Source organism: Halomonas sp. SCS19, assembly GCF_040147015.1.
Lineage (GTDB): Bacteria > Pseudomonadota > Gammaproteobacteria > Pseudomonadales > Halomonadaceae > Halomonas > Halomonas litopenaei.
Window position 1 is genome coordinate 3,154,471 of sequence record NZ_JAMSHN010000001.1, and the last position, 23,516, is coordinate 3,177,986.

Below are 23,516 nucleotides of genomic sequence, written 5' to 3' on the forward strand. Positions count from 1 at the left end.
TCATGTACCAGAAGATCCTGTTACCCGTCGATCTCAATGAGCCGTCGTCGTGGGAGAGGGCACTGCCGGTGGCGCTCTCGCTGTGCCGCAACTTTGGTGCCAGCCTGCACCTGGTGACGGTGTTGCCGGACTACCGCATGCCGCTGGTGGGGTCCTACTTCCCCAAGGACTTCGCCAAGAAGGCCCATGAAGCGGTACAGAAGGCGCAGCATGACTTCATCGTCGAGCACGTACCGGAGGACCTGAAGGCTCAGGCGATCATCGCCGATGGCTCCCCCTGGGAAGCCATCATCAAGGTCGGCAAGAAGATCGATGCCGACCTGATCGTCATGGCCTCGCATACCAAGCGCAAGTTCGCCGACTACGTGATCGGCCCCAACGCCGAGCACGTCGTCCATCACAGCAAGTGTTCGGTGATGATCGTGCGTTGACCCAGACGACAAGCGCTAGCGCCATCGACGCCCCCTCACATGAGGGGGCGTTTTCGTAAGCTTGCGTAGGTTGAAGGCGAATCCAGGGCCCATCAACTACAGTCAAATTAGAGTCGATGGGCGCCGGCGATGGTGTGAAGGAACCTCGCATCTTGCCCCTTGACTCCCGTGACAGGTGGGCGGTGGCAACCGTCATCCGTGGGTACAAGGGGGAGTAGATGATGAGTGCAGCAGCATCACGACACGACAAGGAGTCGAGCGGGGCCAGGGTAAAGATCTCCATCAAGAACGTCGGTATGGGGCGGCCCAGGGTGTGGTTATCTTCGGGATTCGAGGACTTTCGGGCCGCCACTGCGGTCAGCCTTTCCTATGGCATGTTCTGGGTCGGGCTCAGCATCGCCGTCACGGCAGGGGCGCTGACGCTGGGACTGTGGCATTGGCTGTTGCCGCTGGTGGCCGGCTTCATGTTCATCGGGCCGTTGGTGGCGGTGGGCTCCTACGGGATCAGCAGGGCGCTGGAAGAAGGCCGCTCCCCGACCCTGGGGGATGCCTTTGGCGCCTGGCGCGGCCACACCGGGCAACTGGCCATGATGGGCGTGATGATGATGATCTTCTTTCTCGCCTGGATTCGCCTGGCCACCTTGCTGTTTGCCCTGTTCTTCGGTCTCCAGTCGCCGGATCCGTCCACGGTCTATGCGTCACTTCTGACCACGCCGGAAGGCCTCGGCATGCTGGTGGTGGGGCTGGCCTTTGGCTGTGTGCTGGCGTTTGGCGCCTTTTCCATTAGCGTGGTCGCGATTCCAACCCTGATGGATCAGGACCTGACGTTCATGGAGGGCATCGAGGCCAGTATTCGTTCGGTGGCACGCAATTTCCGACCGATGCTGCTGTGGGCAGCGATTCTCACCGGCTGCGTACTGGTGGGGATGGCCACCTTCTATATCGGGCTTGCCTTGATTCTGCCGGTACTGGGGCACGCGAGCTGGCACGCCTACGAAGACCTGGTGGTGTGCGAACGGCTGGACGACCCCGGCGCCTGAGGGCGGCAACCTGGTCCGCGAAGACGCCCCGACAGGGGGCGTTTTCCTGAACCAGCAAAGCTCGAGGGGCCCGCAGACTGACCTTTGGCGCTCGATCACGTAATCTACTCCTGCAGAAAGAGTCAGGAGACGTCATGCGGGTGCCAGCTTTCCTTTGCCAGGTGGGTGTCCTCCTGGGGCTGTTGGTAGCAGGGGGAATCGGCCAGGCCCATTCCCAGCCTCTGCCAGCTCCGGAGGGGCCTGTGCTGCTTAAAGTATCGGGCAATATCCAGAACACCAATGTGGATGCACAGCTTCTGCTGGATCGTGCCATGCTCGACGATCTGGAGAGTCGTGCGCTGGTGACCGATACCCCGTGGCATAGCCAGGCCAGCCGTTTCGAGGGGCCGCTGCTCCGCAGCGTGCTGGAATCCGCCGGTGTCACCGCCGACAGCATTCGCGTGCACGCCTTGAACGGCTTCGTGGCCGATATCCCGGTCTCCGATGCCTATCGCTATGACGTCATCCTGGCCATGAAGCAGGACGGCGAAGCGATGTCGGTGCGAAACTTCGGCCCGCTGTTCGTGTTGTACCCTTTCGATGATCATCCAGAACTGCGAAACGAGTCGGTCCAGTTTCGCTCGGTGTGGCAGGTAGATGCCATCGAGGTCCCGTGATCAATGTCACCGGGAGATCGGTCGAAGGCCATCAGGAGGCAAGGCAGGGAGTGCAGCGCCCCAATACCATAGTGAGTGATCCCGGTGTATCGGCTGGTGTCGACCCGAACATTCTGCCAGCAGATTCCCGACCCAAGGAGGAGGGTGCTCGGCGCATCCGTTCCGTATGCGACGCTATCCTCTGAGACTGGTATTCAGCGCCGTGGCGGCACTGACCTTCTTTGCTGCTGCCATGGTGGTGATCGGTCTGGTCGCCTGGCGCCATGACAATCTTTCCCACCAGGTGGTGGAGGACATCACCTGGCATTCCTACAAGCTGGACCGAGACGTGGTGTTGCTGCGCAATCACCTGTTGTTCGGGGAGCATGGACCCGAACAACTGGCCGGCTTCAGGCTCGAGTTCGACCTGTTGTTCAGTCGACTGAACCTGTTTCGCCACAGCGACATTCACGATCTGGTCGAGGAGGCTCCGGCCGCGCGTCGCCAACTGTCGATCATCATCAGCCTGATGCAGGACCTGGATGCCGAGGTCAGTGCCCTGGCGTCCCTCGATAGCGAGGCAGAGGCCGTTCTTGACCAGCATCTTGCCGCGCTATCCACCGAGACCGAAAGGTTGATCATGGCCGTCAACGGCCATCTGGCCGAGATCAATACCGCAGAGCGTGTTCGTCTGCAGCGACTGTACCTGTTGCTGCTGGTGATGATCCTCGGTATGAGCCTGGCCGGAGGGGTCATGCTTGCCGTACTTTTCAAGGAAGCCCGTGACAACGAGGCCTCGCGCAAGGCACTGGAGACGCTGAGCGGCGAACTGGAAATCAGTGCCCGGCGCGCCCAGTCCGCCAGTCAGGCCAAGTCCGACTTTCTGGCCACGGTGAGCCACGAGATCCGCACGCCGCTCAACGGCGTCATCGGCATGAGCGAACTGTTGCGTGATCTCGAACTGTCGGAGCCCGCCAGCCGCTACTCGCACACCATTCATGACAGCGCCCGCCAACTGATGGGCATGATCGATGACATCCTCGACTTCTCCAAGATCGAGGCAGGACGCATGGAGCTGGATGTTCAGCCGGTGGCACTCGATGCCTTGATCGAAGATGCGCTGGAGCTGTTTCGTCCGCGCGCACTCGACAAGCGGTTGCGCTTGCTTGGCCACGTGGACGAGACGCTGCCGGCACGACTCCAGGGGGACCCAGGCCGGCTTCGGCAGGTGCTGCTCAACCTGCTGGCCAACGCCATCAAGTTTACCGACCGCGGCATGGTGAGGCTGTCGGTAGCGCCTGTGGACGAGGGCTGGGTGCAGTTCGACGTGGTGGATACCGGTCAGGGTGTCGAGGCGTCGTTGTTGCCTCAGTTGTTCGAGCCCTTCCGTCAGGGCGATGCCTCCGTCGCCCGGCGCTATGGCGGCACCGGTCTGGGCCTCGCGATTTCCAAGCGCCTGGTAGTAGCCATGGGCGGCGAGATAGGGGTCGATAGCCGCCGAGGCAAGGGCAGTCGCTTCTGGTTCCGATTGCCGCTGGTGCCCTGTGACGAACCCCGCCGTCAACCGCTGACGGTGGCCAGGGCGCGCGCCCATCCCAAACAGCTCGCCGAGGCGGATCTGCTGGTGGTGGAAGACAATCTGGTCAACCAGGAAGTGGCGATCGCGATGCTGGAACGCCTCGGCTGTTCGGCTACCCTGGCTTCCTGCGGCAAGGAAGCGCTGGCTCTCTGCTCACAGCGCCGTTTTGACCTGATATTGATGGATGTCCAGATGCCAGACCTCGATGGTCGCGAGGTCACCCGACGTCTTCGCAGCTTTTCCGACTGGCGTAGTGAGGTTCCCGTGGTGGCGATGACCGCTGGTGGCGCCAGTCACGATGAGTCGGACTGCATGGCCGCCGGCATGAACGACTATCTGACCAAGCCGCTGTTGATGGGCACGCTGCTGATGGTGCTCAAGCGCCACCTGCTGGGAGAGTCCGAGACCTCGACGACTCCGAGGGGTATCACCTCACTGATCAATGCCGATACGCTCGATGCCCTGGACGAAGGACTTGGGGGCGAGCGCCGGGATGCTCTGGTGGACCTGTTCGGGCGACAGGCGCGCGAACGCTTGCCGGAGATCCAGAGCGCCTACCGGCGAGGCGAGGAGGAGCCGCTGGCACAGCTTGCCCATCAGCTCAGGGGCGAGGCCGCCGGCGTCGGTGCCATGGCTCTGGCCGAGGCGGCGCGAGCGCTGGAGCGTTGTGCCCTGGATGGCTGCATCGAGGATGCCAGAGGCGTCATCGATGCGCTGCCTGAGCTGCTTGAACGCACCCTGGCGGCCTTTGCCCGCAGCGAGAGGCGCGCCTCCCAGACCTGAGGTCGGCTTCGGCGTCCCGCTGTGTTGCTGGTGCAGGGGGACGGTTCAGTGGCTCAGTTGCCTTGGGGACGGGGACGCCGCCAGCGCGGATGTCGTGGCACCACCACCCGTTGGGCACGGTACTCACCCCGCACCGCATCCATCGCCAGCGCCAGGGCCTGCTCGGCGATGCCCCGATGATCCTGGACGGCGGAGTTGACCGCCAGCGGCAGGAAGTCCAGCAGGCGGTTGTCGCCGAAACTCGCCATGGCCAGACGCGGGGGCAGGCCGCCGCATGCAATCAGTTCGTCCAGGGCGCCTTCCAGCAGAATGTAGGACGCGGTTACCAGGGCGTCGGGCAGTCCCTTCTTGTCGATGTAGTCAGCCAGCAGCCTGGCGCCTTCCTCGCGGGCATAGTGATCGCCGCTTTCCAGGGTGCACTCGAGCTCGCGTCCCTCCACGCCTGCGCGGAAGCCGGCACGGCGCTCTTCGGTGATCGAAAGGTGCGGCACCGCATCGAGCCATAGCACGCTTTTGACTGCCGGCGTCATCAGTGAGCGTGTGAGCTGTTCGGCGGCCTCGCGGTCATTGCTGACGACGCTGGCGAAGCTCGCCTCGGGCAGGCCCCGGTCGATGGCGATGATCGGCAAACCCTCGTGCATCAATTCGGTATAGAAGGACTCCGGCTGCGCCAGACAACTTGCCACGATCAACGCCTCGCAGCGTTGGGCGCGCAGTGACAGGGCCAGGTCCCGCTCGCTGTCGGGCTGGTCGTCGGAGCCGACGATCAGCAGCTGGTAGCCCTGGGCCCGCGCTCCGCGTTCCAGGTGCTTGGCCAGGCGGGCGTAGCTCGAGTTTTCCAGGTCCGGCACGATCAGCCCCAGGATGCGGCTGCTGCCGCGCCGCAGGGCCGCCGCCTGGGCATCGACACGGTAGCCATGCTCCGCCACCACCGCCATCACTCGGTCCACGGTGTCCTGACGAATACGGCGCTCCCTGGCCTTGCCATTGACGATGTAGCTGGCGGTGGTGCGGGAAACGCCGGCCAGGCGGGCAATTTCGGCCAAGGTCATGCGGGTGTCTCCATTGAAGGCGTCGGGCGTGGTCACGGCGACAAGGTGTCAATTCCCTCTAGTCTACCTGGCATGGCAGCAGTGTCCCCCTGCCAAAGTCGTAGCTTTTGCGACTTGCCATGTGCGCTGAATCGTACCAGCATTGTGGCATGGTGAGGTGACACGATTCAGCTTTCGAGCATTTTGCATTTGCCGAAGCCAGGTGATCCCAGCATCCGGCGTGCGCTGTATCTGTTGCATCCCGGCAGTGCCGGGGCGCTGGACCTCCTCGCCGACACCGTTCAACCGATACCGGTGAGGAAACGCTGCACCTCACCCAGGAGAGCCCTTCATGCTGACGCTGAACGCCGACGACATCCTGCTGGATTGTCGTGCCGAGAGCTGGCGCCACGCCCTCGACGCCGCCTTTGACACCCTGAAGGCGGCCAGCCTGGTCGATGACGGCTACCGCCAGGGCCTGGTCGATCGGGAGTCCCAGTCCTCTACCTGGCTTGGCAATGGCATCGCCATCCCCCACGGCACCCCCGAGAGTCGAGGCGCGGTGCGTCGCACCGGGGTGCGGGTGCTGCAGTTCCCCGAGGGCGTGCGCTGGCACGACGGCAACCTCGTTCATGTATTGGTGACCATCGCCGCCCAGAGTGACGAGCACCTGGATATCCTCAGAAGCCTGACCCACGTGCTCGACCGGGACGGTGTCTCCGAACGCCTGGCCCAGGCGAGCAGCGCCGAGGAGATCACCGAGCTGCTGGCTCGGCCGGTGGTTCGCCCGCGACTGGACCAGGACACCCTGGTGCTGGGCCATCGCGCCGACGACCTGCTCGATCTGGCGCTGGCCGGGGCTCAGCGGCTGCGCCAGCTGGCATTGGTCGATACCGCCTATCTTGCCGAGATGGTCACCTCCATGCCGACGCACCTGGGACGGGGGCTGTGGCTTGCGTCCAGCGAAGCCGGCGTGTCCACGCCGGCACTCGCTGCGGTGACGCCGGCCAAGCCCGTCCAGCATCAGGGCAGCGACGTCGAGGCGGTGTTGTGCCTGGCCTCCCATGGCGAGGCTGGACGCCCGCTGGCCGACGCCATCGTGTCGCTGGTGGCGTCACTGGATGAGTCCGACGCCGCCCATCTGCGCGAGCGGGACGCTGACGACTGGCTGGCGCTGCTGGCTGGCGAAGGTGGCTCGGCCGAGAGTCGTCGCGTACGCCTGCTCAACGCCCATGGGCTTCACGCGCGTCCGGCCAAGGTGCTGGTCCAGAAGGCACGCGAAAGCGGGGTCGCCGTGCAGGTGCGCCTGGCCGAGGGCAGCGGACGCCCGGTGTCGGCGGCGTCGCTGACCAAGGTGATCGGTCTTGGTGCCAGACGAGGACAGGAGCTGATCCTGTCGGCACGGGGCGAGGGTGCCGAACAGGCGCTGACATCGCTGGTCGAAGCGATCAACGATGGTCTGGGGGAGCAGGTGACGCCACTGGCGTCTTCGGCTGTGTCGCAGGCCGGGGCCGAGCAGGCGGTCGCGGAGCCGGTGGCGGCAAGCATGCCGTCCGCCGACCAGCCGCTGGAAGCGGTGGCCGCATCGCCGGGACTCGCGGTGGCGCCGCTTTTCGTGATCAAGACCCCGGACTTCGACTATCCCCGCGAGGCGGCGGACCCCGCCTTGGAGCGACAGCGCCTCGAGCGGGCCATCGCCCAGGGCGGCGAGCAGCTCAAGGCCCTGATCGCCCGGACCGCCGGAGGCGAGGTCGCCGCCATTCTGTCGATGCATGAGGAAATGCTCGAAGACCCGGAACTGGCCCAGGCCACGCGCGAGGGCATCGACGAGGGGCTTTCCGCCGAGGCCGCCTGGTGGCAGGCAATCGACGTCGCCGCCCGCGCCCAGGAACAGCTGGCCGATCGCCTGCTGGCCGAACGAGCCGCGGATCTGCGTGATGTCGGCCGTCGTGTGCTGGGTATCCTGTGCGACGTCGAGCTGCCCGAGCCGCCGGCCGTGCCTTACCTGCTGGTGACCGACGATATCGGTCCGTCCGATGTCGCCCGCCTGGACACCGAGCGGGTTCGCGGCATCCTCACCGCCCGGGGCGGCGCCACCGCCCACAGCGCGATACTCGCCCGGGCACTAGGGATACCGGCGGTAGTCGGCGCCGGTTCTGGTGTGCTGGCGCTCGAAAATGGCACTGAGATGCTGCTCGACGGCGATGAAGGCTGGGTCGTGCCGGCACCCTCGCAAGCGCGTCGCGAGCGCTTCGAGGCGCGCATGGAAGCGCTGGAGGCGCTCAAGGCACGTGCCTGGGACGCTCGCTTCGAGGACGCCCGGACCGAGGATGGTACCCGCGTGGAGGTGGTCGCCAACCTGGGCAATACCGCCCACGCCCGCGACGCCGTATCGCGCGGCGCCGAGGGGGTGGGGCTGCTGCGTACCGAGTTTTTGTTCATGGCCCACGCCTCGCTGCCGGACGTGGAGACCCAGGAGCGCGAATATCGCGAAGCCCTGGATGCTCTGGACGGCCGCCCGCTGGTGGCGCGGACCCTGGACGTGGGTGGCGACAAGCCGCTGGCTTACTGGCCACTGCCCCAGGAGGACAACCCCTTCCTCGGCCTGCGTGGCATTCGTCTGGCCCTCAGGCGTCCCCAGGTGCTGCGCGATCAGTTCAGCGCCCTGGTGAAGGCCGCCGACGGCCGGCCGCTGCGCATCATGCTGCCCATGGTTAAGGACCTGGATGAGTTCCGCGCCGCCCGTGCGATCTTCGATGAGGTGCTGCGCGAACTCGGCGTCAGCCGAGACGGCGACCGCCTGCAGCTGGGCGTGATGATCGAGGTGCCGTCCTGCGCGCTGCTGGCGCCGAGCCTGGCACCCGAGGTCGACTTCTTCTCCATCGGCACCAACGACCTGACCCAGTACACCCTGGCCATCGACCGTGGTCATCCTGAGCTTTCCGGGGAGTCCGACGGCCTGCACCCGGCCGTGCTGCGGCTGATCCAGATGACCGTCCAGGCGGCCCATGCCCATGGCAAGTGGGTCGGCGTGTGCGGTGAGCTGGCCAGCGACCGCCAGGCGATTCCGGTGCTGGTTGGCCTCGGCATCGACGAGCTGTCGGTGAGCGCCCGCCAGGTACCCATGGTCAAGGCACGCCTGGCGTCGGTCTCCACCACCCGGGCCCGGGAACTCGCCGCCCTGGCATTGGCCGCTCCCACCGCCCGGGACGTGCGCAGAGAGCTGGAGGCGAACCAATGAGCGAGATATCCGGCAACGCCGCCAAGCGGCCGGTGCTGACCGTTTCGGCCAACCCGGCGCTGGACCTGTCTGTCGCCGTGGACCGGCTGACGCCAGGTGCGCTGCACCGCGCCGAGTCAGTCGAGCTGACCGCCGCCGGCAAGGGCGTCAACATGGCGCGGGTGCTCGCCGCCCTGGGCCACCCGGTCTGTGTCACCGGCTTTCTGGGCAGTGACAACGACTCGGCCTTCGTCGATGCCTTCGCCGAGATGGGGGTCGAGGACGCCTTTGTGCGATTGCCCGGCGCCACCCGCATCAACACCAAGCTGAGCGAGGCCGACGGCCGTGTCAGCGATATCAATGCGCCGGGACTCAGCGTCGATGCCGACGCCTGGCAGCGCCTGATCGCCACCATCGAGGCGCGCCTGACGACGCCTGCGCTGCGCCCCGCCGCGGTAATGATCGGCGGCAGCCAGCCACCGGGAGTCGGCGCTTCGGCGCTGGCCGAACTGATCACGCGGATCAAGGCCAACGGCGTACCCGTGTGGGTGGACACCAGCGGCGAGGCGCTCAAGGCCGCGGTCAAGGCGGGGGCCGACGCGGTGAAGCCCAACCTGGAGGAGCTCGCCGACTGGGCGGATCGTGACATTGCAACAGACGTCGACGTTCAGCGTGCAGCCCTTGAGCTTTACGCCGCCGGCGTCGGCGACGTGCTGATTTCCGCCGGTGCCGACGGCGTGACCTGGCTGGGTCCGCATGGCCTTTGGCAGTCGTTGCCTCCTGCGGTCAGGGTGGCCAATACCGTATGTGCCGGTGACACCCTGTTTGCCGCCATGCTGCACGGCGTGCTGTGCGAGGCGCCTGTGGAACAGGCGCTGAGGTTTGCCACGGCGCTGTCCGCCGAGGCGGTGCGCCACACCGGCGTGGGCCGGGCCGACGCCTCCGATTTCTCCGACCTTCTTTCCGACACCAGGGTGCGGCGCCTCAATGACGTCGAAGCCCGGGGAGTACTTGCATGAACGTGATCCTGTTGACGACCTGCCCCGGCGGCAGCGTCACGAGCTACCTGGCCGCCCAGCGCCTGACCCCTGCCGCCGAGGCCAAGGGCTGGCAGCTCTCCACCGAGGTGCACTCGAGCCTGGCACCGGTCGAGACCCTGTCCCACCAGACGCTGGCCGCGGCCGAGCTGGTGATCGCGGTGGGCGAACCCATCGCCGGGGCCCACCGCTTCAGCGGCAAGCGCCTGTATCGTGGCAGCCTGGAAGATGCCCTGAGCGACCCGTCGGACTTTCTCGAGCGGGCGGCCCGCGACGCCCAGGTGTTTACCCCCCTCAACGATGAGGCGGCCAGCGCTTCAGGGAATGGCCCCGTGGCTGCAGACGTCAGCGACGAGGCGCGCATCGTCGCGGTGACCGCCTGTCCCACCGGGGTCGCCCACACCTTCATGGCCGCCGAGGCACTGGCCGAGGCCGGGCGTGGGCTCGGCCATCAGGTACGCGTCGAGACCCAGGGCTCGGTGGGCGCTCAGGACCAGTTGACCGACGACGAGATCGCCCAGGCGGATCTGGTCATCCTGGCCTGCGATATCGAGGTCGATCCCACCCGCTTTGCCGGCAAGCGGATCTACCGCACGTCCACCGGCAACGCCTTGAAGAAGTCGCGCCAGACCATCGAGGCAGCGCTGGTCGAGGCCCAGGTGGAAAGCGCGGATGGTGGCGCCAGGGCCGAGTCCGCCAAGAGCTTCAAGGAGAAGGGCGTCTACAAGCACCTGCTGACCGGAGTGTCCTTCATGCTGCCCATGGTGGTGGCCGGGGGCCTCTTGATCGCGCTGTCCTTCGTCTTCGGCATCGAGGCCTTCAAGGAGGAGGGCACCCTGCCTGCCGCCTTGATGGAGATCGGTGGGGGCACCGCCTTCGCCCTGATGGTGCCGGTGCTGGCTGGCTATATCGCCTATTCCATCGCCGATCGGCCCGGCATCGCCCCGGGCATGATCGGCGGCATGCTGGCGTCGAACATCGGTGCCGGCTTCATCGGAGGTATCCTGGCGGGCTTTCTGGCCGGCTACGTGGCCAAGGCGGTGACCCGCTACGTCAAGCTGCCTTCCAGCGTCGAGTCACTCAAGCCGATCCTGATCATCCCGCTGGTCGCGAGTCTGGTCACCGGTCTGGTGATGATCTATGTGGTCGGTGAGCCGGTGGCCGGGGTGCTCGAGGCACTGACCGCCTTCCTCGAGAGCATGGGCTCCACCAATGCGGTGCTGCTGGGGATTCTGCTTGGGGCGATGATGTGCTTCGACCTGGGGGGACCGGTCAACAAGGCGGCCTACACCTTCGGGGTGGGCCTGCTCGCCTCCGAGACCTACGCCCCCATGGCGGCGATCATGGCCGCCGGCATGGTGCCGGCGATCGGCATGGGAATCGCCACCTTCGTCGCCGGGCGCAAGTTTGCCGACCCCGAGCGCGAGGCCGGCAAGGCCTCCTTCGTGCTGGGGCTGTGCTTCATCAGCGAAGGCGCGATTCCCTTCGCCGCCAAGGACCCGCTGCGGGTGATTCCCATCAGCATGCTGGGCGGCGCCATCACCGGTGCCATCTCGATGCTGGTGGGCGCCAAGCTGATGGCCCCCCATGGCGGCGTATTCGTGCTGTTGATTCCAAATGCGATTACTCCAGTGTTGTGGTACCTGCTGGCGATCGTCGCGGGCTCGCTGGTGACCGGGCTCGGTTATGCCGCCATCAAGCGCGGCGAGGCCGCCGCCATGCCGGTGGGCGAGGGGGCCTGATATGGGGGGCTCGGCACTCACCGGCGGTTGACGGCCAGCAAGGTGCAGGTGGCGCCCTGGGTGCCTCTCACTGGTGCACGATGAAGGGTGTTGCTCAATGGCCCGGCCTATAAGGCCGGGCCATTTTTTTGTGTTCTTGACCCTTTGGCGAAATGATCGACTGGTATTTTGCTGGATTCTCAGTAAAAAGGCGGAAAAATTCCGAGCGCATGGCATAATGGCGCGCTTCTTGCCTCATGCTAGGCAGGACCCGGAGCAGGTGGCGACCCCACCTCAGCCGGGACAGGGCCTTACCGGGCCCAGGCGGCCCCCACCCGGGGCCTGACAAGGACGACCGTTTTCTTGTGAAGGCCGGCGAGAGTCGGCGCTAGCTGGCACGAGGCGGTACGTCCGATTGATGAGGAGATCCCATGTCAAGCGAACCCGTGACTCTCATGGTGGCCCGCCGCGTGGCGCGTGGACGCTACCGCGACTTCACCCTGTGGCTCGATGAAGGCCGCGAGCTGGCGGCGGACTTCCCCGGCTATCTCGGTTCCGGCATCCTGGCGCCGCCCCCCGGCGACGACGAGTATCAGATCATCTTTCGCTTTCAGGACACCGATACCCTCGCACGCTGGGAGCATTCCGCCTCGCGCCGTGCCTGGCTCGAGCGTGGTGCCGGCCTGTTCGAGGCCCCCCAGGAGCGGCGTGCCCTGGGACTCGACAGCTGGTTCACCAGCCCCGGCCCCAGGGTGCCGCCGCGCTGGAAGCAGGCGATCGCCATCTGGCTGGCGTTCTTCCCGGTGTCGCTGATGTTCCAGTGGCTGCTGGGCGATACCCTGGCGACCTTGCCGCTGGTTCCTCGGGTACTCGCCAGCACCCTGATGCTGACCCCGGTGATGGTGTTCCTTTTCATCCCCCTGTCTACCCGCCTGCTGGCGCCCTGGCTTCAGGCGCCGCCCGGACGTGGCGCTCGCCTGAGCCTGCGTCTGCGCCGCAGCTGAGGCTGACAGGCGGCCCTCCCGGCTCGCATTGAGTCTGGCCACTGCTCGCGCCTACACTCAGGTCATGCGGCGTTGCCGCGGATCTTGAGGACAGCCCATGGGCAGTGCGAGCACGGCGCCCCGCGTGGAAGGCGACATCACCGCGCGGGAGCGCCCTACACCAGAACAACAAGAGCTTGCGTCGCTGGGACTCAAGGTGGCGGCCAGCCGCCACCCTAAGGCTGAACAGGCGGCGTGTGAGCTGCATCACGAGCTCTATCATCCCGACCTGGGTTTCGTGCTGTTCTTCGTCAGCGCCGAATACGCGCTGGACCCCCTGGCCCAGGCCCTGGAGTCGACCTTCGGTGGGCTGCCGCTGGCGGGTTGCACCACGGCGGGTGAGATCACCCCGCTGGGGTACGAGCGCGGGTCCATCGTCGCCATCGGGTTCGATCGCCGTCATTTTGGCGTGGCCACCACCCTGCTCGAGGACCTCGAGAGCGTCTCCCTGATCGACGCCCAGCGTCGGGTGGAGTCTCTTCTGGCCACCGCCAGGGGGCATCTGGATGGCGAGGCCTTCGCGCTGACCCTGCTCGATGGGCTGTCGGCCAGCGAAGAGCAGGTGCTGACCACTCTGGACGCCGCCCTGGGTGGTATCCCGAGCTTTGGTGGCTCGGCCGGGGACGACAACCGACTGGCGCATACCCACGTGTTTGCCGGTGGGCGCTTTCACAGCGCGGCGGCGGTGGTGGTGCTGATCACTACCCACCATCCCTTCGAGGTGTTCTCGACCCATCACCTGGCGGCACGCCGTGACAAGCTGGTGGTCACCCGCGCCGATCCTGCGGGCCGGCGTGTGCTGGAGCTCAATGCCCTGCCCGCGGTGGACGAGTACGCCCGGCTGGTCGGTGTCTTGCCAAGCGAGCTCGATGAGGGCGTGTTTGCCCGCCACCCGTTGGCGGTCAAGCTGGGCGACGCCTACTACGTCCGCTCGATCCAGCGTGCCAACGCCGACGGTAGCCTCAGCTTCTACTGCGCGGTGGAGACCGGCATCGTGCTGACCGCCATGGCCGGCACGCCGATTCTCGAGGCCCTCGACGATACCCTGGGGGGCCTTCAGCGCCGGCTGGGGCGGCCGCAGTTGATCATCGGCTGTGACTGCTTTCTCAGGCGTCTGGAGTTCGAGGCGCTCGAGCAGATCGGCGACGCCTCTGAGCGACTTTCCAAGGCCTCGGTGGTGGGCTTCAACACCTACGGTGAGCAGCACCACGGCATGCATATCAACCAGACCTTCACGGGGGTGGCGATTGGATCTGGTCGGTGAGCCAAGGCAGGATCGCGCCAGCAGTGCACTGGAACAGGAACTGCTGGAGGAAAACCATCGGTTACGCCGGATCTGCCAGGCGCTGATCGAGCGGGTCGAGTCCGCCGGGGCGGGCGGGGCACCCTATGGTGCCTTCGAGCACGCGGTGCTGCTCGCCGAGCAGGTGCGCGAGCGCACCGAGACCCTGCACCGTACCCTGGATGAACTGGCCGAAACCAATGCCCGTCTGGAGGAGGCCCGGCGCGACGCCGAGGCCGCCAATGCCTCCAAGACCCGCTTCCTGGCGGCGGTCAGCCACGACCTGCTGCAGCCGCTCAACGCCGCGCGGCTGTTTGCCAGCGCCCTGGAAGAGCGAAAGCTGCCGGAAGAATCCGGTCGCCTGGTGCAGCGTATCGATCGCTCGCTCAGCGACGTGGAATTGCTGCTGGGGACCCTGGTCGACATCTCGCGGCTGGATGCCGGGGTGTTGACCCCGGATGTGGCCCCCTTCGCCGTCTCGCAGCTGCTGGATGCGCTCGCCGAGGAATTTCGTCAGATGGCCGGCGCCCGCGGGCTGGCGTTTCGCTATGTGCCGAGTTCTGCCTGGGTCGAGTCCGACCTGGCGCTACTGGCCCGGGTGATTCGCAACCTGATGTCCAACGCCGTGCGCTACACCGAGTCGGGGCGGGTGCTGCTCGGCTGTCGCAGACGTCGGGTAGGCCAGCAGTACTGGCTCGAGATCCTGGTGGGGGATACCGGCCCGGGCATCGACGAGGCTCGGCGCGACGAGATCTTTCTGGAGTTTCGCCGGGGCAACGCCGCAGCCCCGGGGCAGGAGCGCGGGCTGGGACTGGGGCTTGCCATCGTCGATCGCATCGCCCGCCTGCTCGATCATCCCATTACCCTCAATAGCCGACCCGGCCAGGGCGCCCAGTTCTCGGTAAGCGTGCCCTGCGCTCGCCCGGCGCGTGCGGTGGCCCCGTCGGCCTCGACCCTGCAGCAGGCCGGCACGCGTCAACTGCAGAGTACCGAGGTATGGGTGCTGGACAACGATCCCGCCATCCTCGAGGGCATGAGCGCGCTGCTGGGTGGCTGGGGATGTCGGGCGCGCCTGGCGTCGCGAGTGGTTGAACTGGAACAGAGCCTGGCCGAGCGCCACGAGACACAGGGCATGGATAGGCCGTCGCCAACGGTGGTGATGATCGACTACCACCTGTCCAGCGACGAAGAAGATGGCCTGGCGCTGGCGCAGCGCCTGGCCGGCTCTCATGTAGACCTGGCCCCGATACTGATCACTGCCAACCACGACGCCGAGATCAAGCGGCGTTGTCGTGAGCTTGGCTTCCCCTGTCTACTGAAGCCGCTGAAGCCCCTGCGCCTGCGTCAGGCACTGATACACCTGCTCGACGCCGGTTGAGCCGTCTTGCCTTGGTCAGCGAGACGTTCTGCCTTCTAGCGCGCCCGCCGCCTGGCCAGGCAGGCCAGCAGGGTGGGCTCGTCGGCTGCCAGGATCGCCTGGACGCGGCTGCCGACGCCAAGCTTCTTGAGGATCGCCGAGACGTGGGTCTTGACCGTGGTCTCTGCGATATCGAGCTCGCGGGCGATGACCTTGTTGGAGGCGCCGCGAATCAGCAGGGACAGCACCTCGAGCTGCTTGACCGTCAGTTGCTCGAGTGCACCGGCATCGGCTGGACCCGTCATCCCCTGTGTCGCCCCCTGCGTCACAGGCGGGGCACTCGAGGCCTCGGCCGGGCGGCGCATGATCTCGGCGGGCAGATAGATCTGGCCGTCGAGGATCTGCTTGATCGCCGCCAGCAGGTCCGGGCGTGGCGTGGACTTCGGCAGGTAGCCGATGGCGCCCAGATCCAGGGCGCCGAGCACCGTGGCGCGCTCGCTTTCGGCCGACAGCACCGCCACCGGCACCGCCGGAAAGGCCCGGCGCAGTTCGCGCAGTCCGTCCAGGGCCGAGGCGTCGGGCAGATTCAAGTCCAGCAGTACCAGGTCGACGTCGTCGTCGGCGTCGAGGGCGCTGGTCAACGCGGCGAAACAGTCCGCCTCGCGCAGCTCGGTGCCGGGCAGGCCCGATTGAATGACCGCGGCAATGGCGTCGCGAAAGAGCGGGTGATCGTCAGCCACCATCAGGCTGTGCATGTCTGGCGTCCCGGTTGTCTGTGTCCTTGGTCGGTCTCCTACCGAAGGAGGAGGCGCTCTCCTGCCAGGGCAGTATGTCGCAAGCCAGGTTCCTGACCAAGACTGGAGTGGCAGACAACTACAACATCCTTTCCAAGGAGACACGCCATGATCTACGCCAACCCCGGACAACCCGACGCCGTGGTCAGCTTCGACGAGCGCTACGGCAACTATATCGGCGGCGAGTTCGTCGCCCCGGTCAAGGGTCAGTACTTCGACAACGTAAGCCCGGTCAACGGCCAGGTGTTCTGCCAGATCCCCCGCTCCGGTGCCGAGGATATCGACAAGGCGCTGGACGCCGCCCATGGGGCAGCGCCGGCCTGGGGGCGCACCTCCGCCGGCGAGCGCAGCAACATCCTGTTGAAGATTGCCGAGCGCATCGAGGCCAACCTGGAGGCGTTGGCGGTGGCCGAGTGCTGGGACAACGGCAAGGCGGTGCGCGAGACCCTGAACGCCGATATTCCGCTGGCGGTGGACCACTTCCGCTACTTCGCCGGCTGCATTCGTGCCCAGGAAGGCACCGCCGCCGATATCGACGCCAATACTGTGGCCTATCACTTCCACGAGCCACTCGGCGTCGTCGGCCAGATCATCCCCTGGAACTTTCCGCTGCTGATGGCCACCTGGAAACTCGCGCCTGCGCTGGCCGCCGGCAACTGCGTGGTGCTCAAGCCCGCCGAGCAGACCCCGGCTTCGATCCTCAAGCTGATGGAGGTGATCGGTGACCTGCTGCCTCCCGGCGTGGTCAACGTGGTCAACGGCTTCGGCGCCGAGGCGGGGGAGGCCCTGGCCACCAGCAAGCGCATCGCCAAGATCGCCTTTACCGGTTCCACCCCGGTGGGCTCGCACATCCTCAAGTGCGCTGCCGACAACATCATTCCTTCTACCGTGGAGCTTGGCGGCAAGTCGCCCAACATCTACTTCGCCGACATCATGAACGCCGAGCCGGAGTTCATCGACAAGGCCGCCGAGGGGCTGGTGCTGGCCTTCTTCAACCAGGGTGAGGTGTGCACCTGCCCGTCGCGGGCGCTGATCCAGGAGAGCATCTACGAGCCGTTCATGGCCAAGGTGATGGAGCGGGTCACCACCATCAAGCGTGGCAACCCGCTGGACACCGAGGTTCAGGTCGGCGCCCAGGCCTCCAAGGAGCAGTTCGACAAGATCATGTCCTACATGGACGTGGCCCGGGAGGAAGGCGCCGAGTTCCTGACCGGTGGCAACCAGGCCAAGCTCAATGCCGATCTGGACACCGGCTACTACATCGAGCCGACGCTGCTCAAGGGCAACAACAAGATGCGCGTCTTCCAGGAAGAGATCTTCGGCCCGGTGGTGGCGGTGACCACCTTCAAGGATGAAGAAGAAGCCCTAGCGATTGCCAACGACACCGAATTCGGTCTTGGCGCCGGCGTCTGGAGTCGTGACATCAACGTGGCCTTCCGCATGGGGCGTGGTATCCAGGCCGGTCGCGTATGGACCAACTGCTACCACCAGTATCCCGCCCACGCCGCCTTCGGTGGCTACAAGAAGTCCGGCGTCGGTCGCGAGACCCACAAGATGGCACTCGAGCATTACCAGCAGACCAAGAACCTGCTGGTGAGCTACGACACCAATCCCCTCGGTTTCTTCTAACGGGAGTCGATCCGGGCCCGGTACCACCGGGCCCGGGAAGCTTCACCCCAGCGGCCTGACGCCGTTTGACTCTCAGCGCCGCTACCGTTCACCGGGTGTCCCCGGACACCTTTCTCCTCTGTACCGTCCTTCCTTGATAGCGGGCGGATAGAGACCCTTTTTGCCCGGATCAGGGCAAGGAGCACAACAATGCAAAGCACCATGGAAGCCGCCGTCGTTCGTCAGTTCGGTCAGCCCTTGACCCTCGAGGAGGTCGAGGTGCCGCGCCCCGCCAGGGGCGAGGTTCTGGTCAAGATCGCCGCCTCCGGGGTCTGCCACACCGACCTGCACGCCGCCCACGGCGACTGGCCGGTCAAGCCCAACCCGCCGTTTATTCCTGGACACGAAGGCGTCGGCGAGATTGCCGCGGTGGGTGAAGGCGTCAACCACGTCAAGGAAGGCGATCGGGTGGGGATTCCCTGGCTTTACAGCGCCTGTGGCCACTGCGAGCACTGCCTGGGTGGCTGGGAGACCCTGTGCGAGTCCCAGCAGAACACCGGCTACTCGGTCAACGGTGGCTTCGCCGAGTACGCCATCGCCGACGCCGGCTTCGTCGGCCATCTGCCGAGCAACGTCGGCTTCGTCGAGATCGCCCCGGTACTGTGCGCCGGTGTCACCGTCTACAAGGGCCTGAAGATGACCGATACCCGCCCGGGGCAGTGGGTGGTGATCTCTGGCATCGGTGGTCTTGGCCATATGGCGGTGCAGTACGCAGTGGCCATGGGCCTGAACGTGGCGGCGGTGGACGTGGCCGACGACAAGCTGGAGCTGGCACGACGGCTCGGCGCCACGGTCACCGTCAACGCCTTGAAGGAGGACCCGGTGGCGGCGATCAAGCGGGACATCGGCGGCGCCCACGGGGCCCTGGTCACGGCGGTCTCGCCGAAGGCCTTCGAGCAGGCCCAGGGCATGGTCCGGCGTGGTGGCACCATCGCCTTGAACGGCCTGCCGCCAGGAGACTTCCCGTTGCCGATCTTCGATACCGTACTCAACGGCATCACCGTGCGCGGCTCCATCGTCGGTACCCGCCAGGACCTTCAGGAGGCGCTGGACTTTGCCGGTGAAGGCAAGGTCAAGGCCACCGTGTCCACCGACCGTCTGGCGAATATCAACGACATCTTCGGCCGCATGATCGATGGCAAGATCGAGGGCCGGGTGGTGCTCGATATGCAGGGCTAAGTTGACTGAGCAGCAGCGACCGATACAGCAGGGCGGCGACACCGGGTGTCGCTGCCCTGTCATCTTGATGTGATGTCCTTGTCATCCTTGCCTACGCTGGTGTCGCGGCACCATCCATGGCATCTCGAACCCGCAAGGAGCCGACCGCATGAGTACCGACCATCACGTTCCTCTGGCCCTGGAGGCCGTCATCTTCGACTGGGCCGGGACCCTGGTCGACTTTGGCTCCTTCGCCCCGACCCAGGTGTTTGTCGAGGTGTTCGCCGAGATCGGTGTGGCCGTTAGCCTCGACGAAGCCCGCGGCCCCATGGGCATGAGCAAGTGGGACCATATCCGCGCCCTGTGCGATCTGCCCGACATCGCCGAGCGTTTTCGCCAGGCCTGTGGCCACTCGCCGAGCGACGAGGACGTCGACGTGCTCTATCGGCGGTTCATGCCGTTGCAGGTGGCCAAGGTGGCCGAGCATTCCGCGCCGATTCCCGGCGCGCGGGAATGTCTCGCGGGGCTGCGGGGCAGAGGACTCAAGATCGGTTCCTGCTCCGGCTATCCCGCCGAGGTGCTGGCGCCGGTGCGCCGTGCGGCGCGCCAGGCGGAGCTCGAGGTGGACCACGCCGTCGCCGGTGACGAGGTGGTGCGCGGGCGACCCGGGCCGGCTCAGGCGCTGGCCAATGTGGTGGCGCTCGGTATCGGCGATGTGGCGGCTTGCGTCAAGGTCGATGATACCGCTCCCGGCATCGAGGAGGGGCGCGCCGCCGGCATGTGGACGGTGGCGGTGACCGATACCGGCAACGCCATGGGGCTGGATCTCGAGGGTTACCAAGCGACCCCGCCGGACGCGCTCGAGCGGCGCCGGCGCCACGTAGCCGAGCGACTGAGCGCCTGTCGCCCCCACTACCTGATCGCAAGCGTCGCCGAGCTTGACGGTGTGCTGGATCAGATCGCGGCTCGGCTCGCCCGGGGCGAGCGACCCCAGGCCTCGTGAAGGTCAGCTCGGGGAAAAAACGGACAGGTCGAGTGCGTGGCTGCGTCCCAGCCAGATGACGCCCTGGGTATGGTCGAAGAGGTCGTCGTCGGTGCCCAGATGCACGAAGATGTCCAGCTCGCCCCGATGGATGGCGAGCCAGGGCACGATTTCGCCGAAGGCCTCGGCCGCGAAGGATAGCTGGCAGCTCCAGCGCGGATGCGGCCCCACCGGTTGTTGATGAAAACGCCCCACCTGAACGGCAAAGCGCGCCTGGCATTGCTCGGCCAGGGTCCTGGCCTGGGCAAGCCCTTCGGCATCGTCGTAGTAGAGGTGGGCGTGGTAGTAGCGAATCTGCTCGACGTCGGGCATGGGACTCTCCTGGGCGCTCTGCTGATGACGTCGACAAGGATCGCGTCCCTGGCGATGCATGGCAATCGCGGTGTCACGCCCGCCTGCCCACCAGCGTTACATACCAAAGCGGCGGCCCTGGGGCCGCCGCTGTCACTTGCTCCGGCGTCGTCGGTGACGACCTTGCCGGGTCACGCTCAGGGTTCCTGGGTCGTGCCCTGGGGTGGCTCGCCGATAAAGCCCGGCATGGCCGGCGTCGGCGTGCCCTGGCGGGCGATGGCCAGGAACTGCAGGTGGCGCTCGTACTCGCCGAGCACGTCATCGATGACCTGACCCCGGGTGTAGCCATTGAGGTTCTGACCCACACCGCCTTCGGCCAGATGCACGTCCAGGCGCAGGTAGTAGTCATCGTCCGCCGGCAGGAAGCTCGGCGTGCGCATGCGATGGGGGCGGACCTGGTAGACGAAGCTCTGCATCGCCTCGAAGTCCACCTGCAGGGTCAGCCGCGGCAGCGGTTCGCCCTCGATCTGCTCTTCGCTCAGGGTGGCCGACTGGCCGCGACGCTCGAGTTCCTCGACGAACTGTTTCAGGCCCGGGCGCAGGGCGTGCTCCATGGTCGACTCGGCACCGGCGCGGTTGGAGGTGTCCAGCGCCCGATCCAGGCGTTCCTTCCAGTTGCCGCCTTCGCCGCTGGCCGCGACCAGCTTGCGCGCGTCGGCCTTTTCCTTCTCGGTGCGCAGGGCCCGGGCCAGTCCCACCATGATGGCGAACATCACCAGCGAGAACGGCAGGGCGGTGATCACCACCGCGCTTTGCAGGGCGTCGAGGCCGCCGGCCATCAGCAGGGCGATGGTAATCAGGCCGATCACCGCCGCCCAGAAGATGCGCAGGCGGATCGGCGCGTCGTGGTTGACGTCACGCAGAATCGAGGTGAAGTTGGCCAGCACCAGGGCGCCGGAGTCCGCCGAGGTGACGAAGAATACCACTCCGAGCAGGGTGACCACCGAGGCGGTGACGCCGATGTAGGGGTACTGCTCGAGGAAGGTGTAGATGGTGGTCTGGGGAGTGGCCAGCGCCTGCTCGCCGAGCACCGCCAGGCCGTCATTGGCGACCATGTCGATGCCGGCGTTACCGAAGATCGACATCCACGCCATCATGAAGCCCAGCGGAATCAGCAGGGCGCCAAGGGCGAACTGACGAATGGTGCGCCCGCGCGAGATGCGCGCCAGAAACAGCCCGACGAAGGGCGTCCAGGCGATCCACCAGCCCCAGAAGAAGATGGTCCACCAGCCTTTCCACTGCTGGGCGTCGCTGCCGGCGAAGGCGTAGGTGTCGAAGCTCTTGCCGACGAAGCCACTGAAGTAGTCGCCGACGTTGAGCACCAGGGCGTTGAGCAGCGCCAGGGTGTCACCCTGGAACAGCACGAACAGCAGCAGGGCGGCGGCCAGCAGCATATTGAACTCGGACAGCCGGCGAATGCCCTTCTCGACGCCGGTGACCACCGAGATGGTCGCCAGGATCACCACCAGCACGATCAACACCACCTGGGTCGACAGGCTTTCCGGTACGCCGAACATGAAGCTCAGGCCGTAGTTGAGCTGGATGACGCCGATACCGAGGCTGGTGGCGATGCCGAACACGGTGGAGATCACCGCGGTGATATCGACGGCGTTGCCGATGGGGCCGTAGATGCGCTTGCCCAACAGCGGATAGAGGGCGCTGCGGATGGCCAGCGGCAGGCGATGGCGATAGCTGAAGTAGGCCAGTGCCATGCCCATCAGCACGTACATGCCCCAGCCGGTCAGGCCCCAGTGGAGGAAGGTCTGAGGCACCGCCTGCCTAAGGGCGGCGGCGCTTTCCGGGGCCATGTCCGGGGGCGTCAGGTAGTGCGACAGCGGCTCGGCCACGCAGAAAAACAGAAGGTCGATACCGATGCCTGCGGCGAACAGCATCGAGGCCCAGGACAGCAGCGAGAATTCCGGGCGCGAGTGGTCCGGGCCGAGGCGAATGTTGCCGACCCGGGACAGGCTGATGACCAGCACGAACACCAGATAGGCCACGGCGGCCAGCATGTAGTACCAGCCGAAGGTGTCGTTGACCCAGGCAAGACCGCTGTCGAACAGGGCACCGGCCCGCTCGGTGAAGGTCATGGTGAAGAACAGAAAGACCACGATGCCGGCTACCGCGCCGTGAAAGACGACGGGGTTGAGGCGATCGCGGGAGGCGCTCTCGTGATGTGACATGCACGTGCTCCCTCGAGGATGAAGTGAGACAGAGCCTGCCCGGCGAGGCTATCGCCGTTCTCCACGATGCCGTCCTGGCATCCTGATGCTGCTTCCGTGAGCGTTACGCCATTTTGTTAATTGACCGACCAATTAACAAAATGATGATGGCGGAGTGGCCGAATCGTGGCTCGGCACCTGTGGGCGGCTCTTGCGAAGGGTCTGGGCGACCCACCGCGGCCAGGGGCGCGCGGTTATTTTATTGATTGAACGTTCAATAAAATACAGAGATGGGGAGCATCTTTCAACCCGAGGGGGAGAAACGGCGGGCAGGGGGCGCACGAAAACGCCATGCCCGAGGCTCGGAAATGGCGTGTTGGTACAGGGCTTTCTGGTCCCCCGGAGCGGCGCCTATGGCCGAACCGGGGGCGTCAATATCAGGCCTCGGGGGCGTGATGCTTGTCGGGACCATGAGCGCGGTGCTCACCCGGACCACCGCGCGGGTGGTCGCCGTGGCCCGGCATCATGGTGTGCTTCAGTTCACGCAGTTGGCGCTCGTCGAGGATCTCGGCCAGCTGGTCACGGGTGGAGGACATCAGTTCGCGCCAGGCGTCATGACGGGCTTCGCGGTTCTCGAACTCCTGGGCCTTCAGCGCTTCGGCGCCTTCCTTGAAAGATTCGCGAGCGGCGTTGAACGCTTCGCGCTCGTCGTCGGACAGCTCCCACTTGTCGACCAGGGCGTTGATGCGCTCCTCGCGCAGCTCGTGGCGGGCACGTTCGAGGGCGGCGACACCGTCTTCACCGAGGATTTCCATGCGCTGCTCGCGGAAATCGTCGTTGAGTTCCTTGATCTCCTGACGGTGCTCCATGGCGGCCTGCTTCAGGGCTTCGCGGGTCTCGGCGTCGATGCCGGCGCGGTCAAACAGCTCGGCGCGCATCTCGCCCCCTTCGTGGCGCGGGCCTTCGGGGCGGTCGGGCGAGGCCGTCGCGGTCATGGCGACCGGCAGCAGGGCGGCAGAGACAGCGGCGGACAGCAGGGCCTTGCGGGCAAATGTCATTTTCATGGGTCGACTTCCTTCAGCGTTGATGCCTCGTCACAGGACGTGGCGTTATGGCGGGCGATGCCCTTGTTGACGTGATCCATCTTGACCCTGGCTCGTGCAAGGCTGATGCAGCCAATGT

Annotated in this window: 18 protein-coding genes; 13 read left to right on the forward strand and 5 right to left on the reverse strand. The window is 66.0% G+C overall.

What is annotated here, in order from left to right:
• Nucleotides 1-2 precede the first annotated feature (2 nt).
• From NFH97_RS13765 to NFH97_RS13780, 4 genes are all read left to right on the forward strand, one after another.
• Nucleotides 3-431, forward strand: coding sequence for a universal stress protein (locus tag NFH97_RS13765; protein WP_213229158.1), 429 nt, complete (start codon nt 3-5; stop codon nt 429-431).
• A 221-nt stretch (nt 432-652) separates the two neighbouring features.
• Nucleotides 653-1,471 carry a DUF2189 domain-containing protein gene (locus NFH97_RS13770; RefSeq protein ID WP_045994083.1) on the forward strand — a complete coding sequence of 273 codons (819 nt, stop codon included), beginning with the start codon at nt 653-655 and terminating at the stop codon, nt 1,469-1,471.
• A 242-nt stretch (nt 1,472-1,713) separates the two neighbouring features.
• On the forward strand, nt 1,714-2,127 hold the full coding sequence (locus NFH97_RS13775) for a putative pterin-binding protein (protein ID WP_240184182.1): 414 nt from the start codon (nt 1,714-1,716) through the stop codon (nt 2,125-2,127).
• Nucleotides 2,128-2,293: 166 nt separating this feature from the next.
• On the forward strand, nt 2,294-4,468 hold the full coding sequence (locus tag NFH97_RS13780; protein ID WP_108448257.1) for an ATP-binding protein: 2,175 nt from the start codon (nt 2,294-2,296) through the stop codon (nt 4,466-4,468).
• Nucleotides 4,469-4,521: 53 nt separating this feature from the next.
• Here the strand turns inward: NFH97_RS13780 and cra are convergent, their stop codons facing one another.
• Nucleotides 4,522-5,520, reverse strand: coding sequence for a catabolite repressor/activator (cra, locus tag NFH97_RS13785; protein ID WP_349624959.1), 999 nt, complete (start codon nt 5,518-5,520; stop codon nt 4,522-4,524).
• Between the two features lie 331 nt (nt 5,521-5,851).
• Here cra and ptsP point away from each other — a divergent pair, with 331 nt between their 5' ends.
• The 6 genes from ptsP to NFH97_RS13815 all read left to right on the forward strand — a co-directional run bounded on the left by ptsP (nt 5,852) and on the right by NFH97_RS13815 (nt 15,180).
• Entirely contained in the window at nt 5,852-8,740 is a 2,889-nt protein-coding gene (gene ptsP, locus NFH97_RS13790) for a phosphoenolpyruvate--protein phosphotransferase (RefSeq protein ID WP_349624960.1), read from the forward strand.
• Nucleotides 8,737-9,738, forward strand: a complete 1,002-nt coding sequence (locus NFH97_RS13795; protein WP_349624961.1) for a 1-phosphofructokinase family hexose kinase — start codon at nt 8,737-8,739, stop codon at nt 9,736-9,738. Before ptsP ends, NFH97_RS13795 begins: the two co-directional genes overlap by 4 nt.
• A complete protein-coding gene (locus NFH97_RS13800) occupies nt 9,735-11,498 on the forward strand; it encodes a PTS fructose-like transporter subunit IIB (RefSeq protein ID WP_108132453.1) in 1,764 nt (587 codons plus the stop codon). Before NFH97_RS13795 ends, NFH97_RS13800 begins: the two co-directional genes overlap by 4 nt.
• Nucleotides 11,499-11,908: 410 nt before the next feature.
• The gene (locus tag NFH97_RS13805) at nt 11,909-12,481 is read left to right on the forward strand and encodes a putative antibiotic biosynthesis monooxygenase (protein WP_204248979.1); all 573 of its coding nucleotides are present in this window, start codon (nt 11,909-11,911) and stop codon (nt 12,479-12,481) included.
• A 97-nt stretch (nt 12,482-12,578) separates the two neighbouring features.
• Nucleotides 12,579-13,784: a nitric oxide-sensing protein NosP gene (nosP, locus tag NFH97_RS13810; protein ID WP_349624962.1), complete on the forward strand. Its 1,206-nt coding sequence runs from the start codon at nt 12,579-12,581 to the stop codon at nt 13,782-13,784.
• Nucleotides 13,768-15,180 (forward strand): ATP-binding response regulator, encoded by a 1,413-nt coding sequence (locus tag NFH97_RS13815; RefSeq protein ID WP_231498611.1) that lies wholly within the window; start codon nt 13,768-13,770, stop codon nt 15,178-15,180. The genes nosP and NFH97_RS13815 overlap by 17 nt, the downstream gene beginning before the upstream one ends.
• 35 nt (nt 15,181-15,215) lie before the next feature.
• Here the strand turns inward: NFH97_RS13815 and NFH97_RS13820 are convergent, their stop codons facing one another.
• Nucleotides 15,216-15,914 carry a response regulator gene (locus tag NFH97_RS13820; RefSeq protein ID WP_108132455.1) on the reverse strand — a complete coding sequence of 233 codons (699 nt, stop codon included), beginning with the start codon at nt 15,912-15,914 and terminating at the stop codon, nt 15,216-15,218.
• 147 nt (nt 15,915-16,061) lie between these two features.
• On the opposite strand from NFH97_RS13820, the gene exaC reads away from it, so the two are divergent.
• The 3 genes from exaC (at nt 16,062) to phnX (ending at nt 19,782) form a co-directional block, all read left to right on the forward strand.
• A complete protein-coding gene (gene exaC / locus NFH97_RS13825) occupies nt 16,062-17,582 on the forward strand; it encodes an acetaldehyde dehydrogenase ExaC (RefSeq protein WP_045994075.1) in 1,521 nt (506 codons plus the stop codon).
• A gap of 189 nt (nt 17,583-17,771) precedes the next feature.
• Nucleotides 17,772-18,800 (forward strand): alcohol dehydrogenase AdhP, encoded by a 1,029-nt coding sequence (adhP, locus tag NFH97_RS13830; protein WP_349624963.1) that lies wholly within the window; start codon nt 17,772-17,774, stop codon nt 18,798-18,800.
• 148 nt (nt 18,801-18,948) lie between these two features.
• The gene (phnX, locus tag NFH97_RS13835) at nt 18,949-19,782 is read left to right on the forward strand and encodes a phosphonoacetaldehyde hydrolase (RefSeq protein WP_213229178.1); all 834 of its coding nucleotides are present in this window, start codon (nt 18,949-18,951) and stop codon (nt 19,780-19,782) included.
• Between the two features lie 3 nt (nt 19,783-19,785).
• Here phnX and NFH97_RS13840 read toward each other — a convergent pair whose 3' ends face one another.
• The 3 genes from NFH97_RS13840 to NFH97_RS13850 all read right to left on the reverse strand — a co-directional run bounded on the left by NFH97_RS13840 (nt 19,786) and on the right by NFH97_RS13850 (nt 23,398).
• The gene (locus NFH97_RS13840; RefSeq protein ID WP_349624964.1) at nt 19,786-20,133 is read right to left on the reverse strand and encodes a DOPA 4,5-dioxygenase family protein; all 348 of its coding nucleotides are present in this window, start codon (nt 20,131-20,133) and stop codon (nt 19,786-19,788) included.
• A gap of 176 nt (nt 20,134-20,309) precedes the next feature.
• Entirely contained in the window at nt 20,310-22,355 is a 2,046-nt protein-coding gene (gene betT, locus NFH97_RS13845) for a choline BCCT transporter BetT (RefSeq protein ID WP_124803252.1), read from the reverse strand.
• Between the two features lie 416 nt (nt 22,356-22,771).
• The gene (locus NFH97_RS13850) at nt 22,772-23,398 is read right to left on the reverse strand and encodes a hypothetical protein (RefSeq protein WP_108448263.1); all 627 of its coding nucleotides are present in this window, start codon (nt 23,396-23,398) and stop codon (nt 22,772-22,774) included.
• Nucleotides 23,399-23,516 lie beyond the last annotated feature (118 nt).

Bases quoted from the DNA above. Each gene is read 5' to 3' on its own strand.
- NFH97_RS13770 (WP_045994083.1), top strand. From the start codon at position 653: ATGAGTGCAGCAGCATCACGACACGACAAGGAGTCGAGCGGGGCCAGG.
- NFH97_RS13840 (WP_349624964.1), bottom strand. From the start codon at position 20,133: ATGCCCGACGTCGAGCAGATTCGCTACTACCACGCCCACCTCTACTAC.
- NFH97_RS13800 (WP_108132453.1), top strand. From the start codon at position 9,735: ATGAACGTGATCCTGTTGACGACCTGCCCCGGCGGCAGCGTCACGAGC.
- betT (WP_124803252.1), bottom strand. From the start codon at position 22,355: ATGTCACATCACGAGAGCGCCTCCCGCGATCGCCTCAACCCCGTCGTC.
- adhP (WP_349624963.1), top strand. From the start codon at position 17,772: ATGCAAAGCACCATGGAAGCCGCCGTCGTTCGTCAGTTCGGTCAGCCC.
- NFH97_RS13780 (WP_108448257.1), top strand. From the start codon at position 2,294: ATGCGACGCTATCCTCTGAGACTGGTATTCAGCGCCGTGGCGGCACTG.
- NFH97_RS13805 (WP_204248979.1), top strand. From the start codon at position 11,909: ATGTCAAGCGAACCCGTGACTCTCATGGTGGCCCGCCGCGTGGCGCGT.
- cra (WP_349624959.1), bottom strand. From the start codon at position 5,520: ATGACCTTGGCCGAAATTGCCCGCCTGGCCGGCGTTTCCCGCACCACC.
- NFH97_RS13820 (WP_108132455.1), bottom strand. From the start codon at position 15,914: ATGCACAGCCTGATGGTGGCTGACGATCACCCGCTCTTTCGCGACGCC.
- NFH97_RS13850 (WP_108448263.1), bottom strand. From the start codon at position 23,398: ATGAAAATGACATTTGCCCGCAAGGCCCTGCTGTCCGCCGCTGTCTCT.
- exaC (WP_045994075.1), top strand. From the start codon at position 16,062: ATGATCTACGCCAACCCCGGACAACCCGACGCCGTGGTCAGCTTCGAC.
- NFH97_RS13765 (WP_213229158.1), top strand. From the start codon at position 3: ATGTACCAGAAGATCCTGTTACCCGTCGATCTCAATGAGCCGTCGTCG.
- ptsP (WP_349624960.1), top strand. From the start codon at position 5,852: ATGCTGACGCTGAACGCCGACGACATCCTGCTGGATTGTCGTGCCGAG.
- phnX (WP_213229178.1), top strand. From the start codon at position 18,949: ATGAGTACCGACCATCACGTTCCTCTGGCCCTGGAGGCCGTCATCTTC.
- nosP (WP_349624962.1), top strand. From the start codon at position 12,579: ATGGGCAGTGCGAGCACGGCGCCCCGCGTGGAAGGCGACATCACCGCG.
- NFH97_RS13795 (WP_349624961.1), top strand. From the start codon at position 8,737: ATGAGCGAGATATCCGGCAACGCCGCCAAGCGGCCGGTGCTGACCGTT.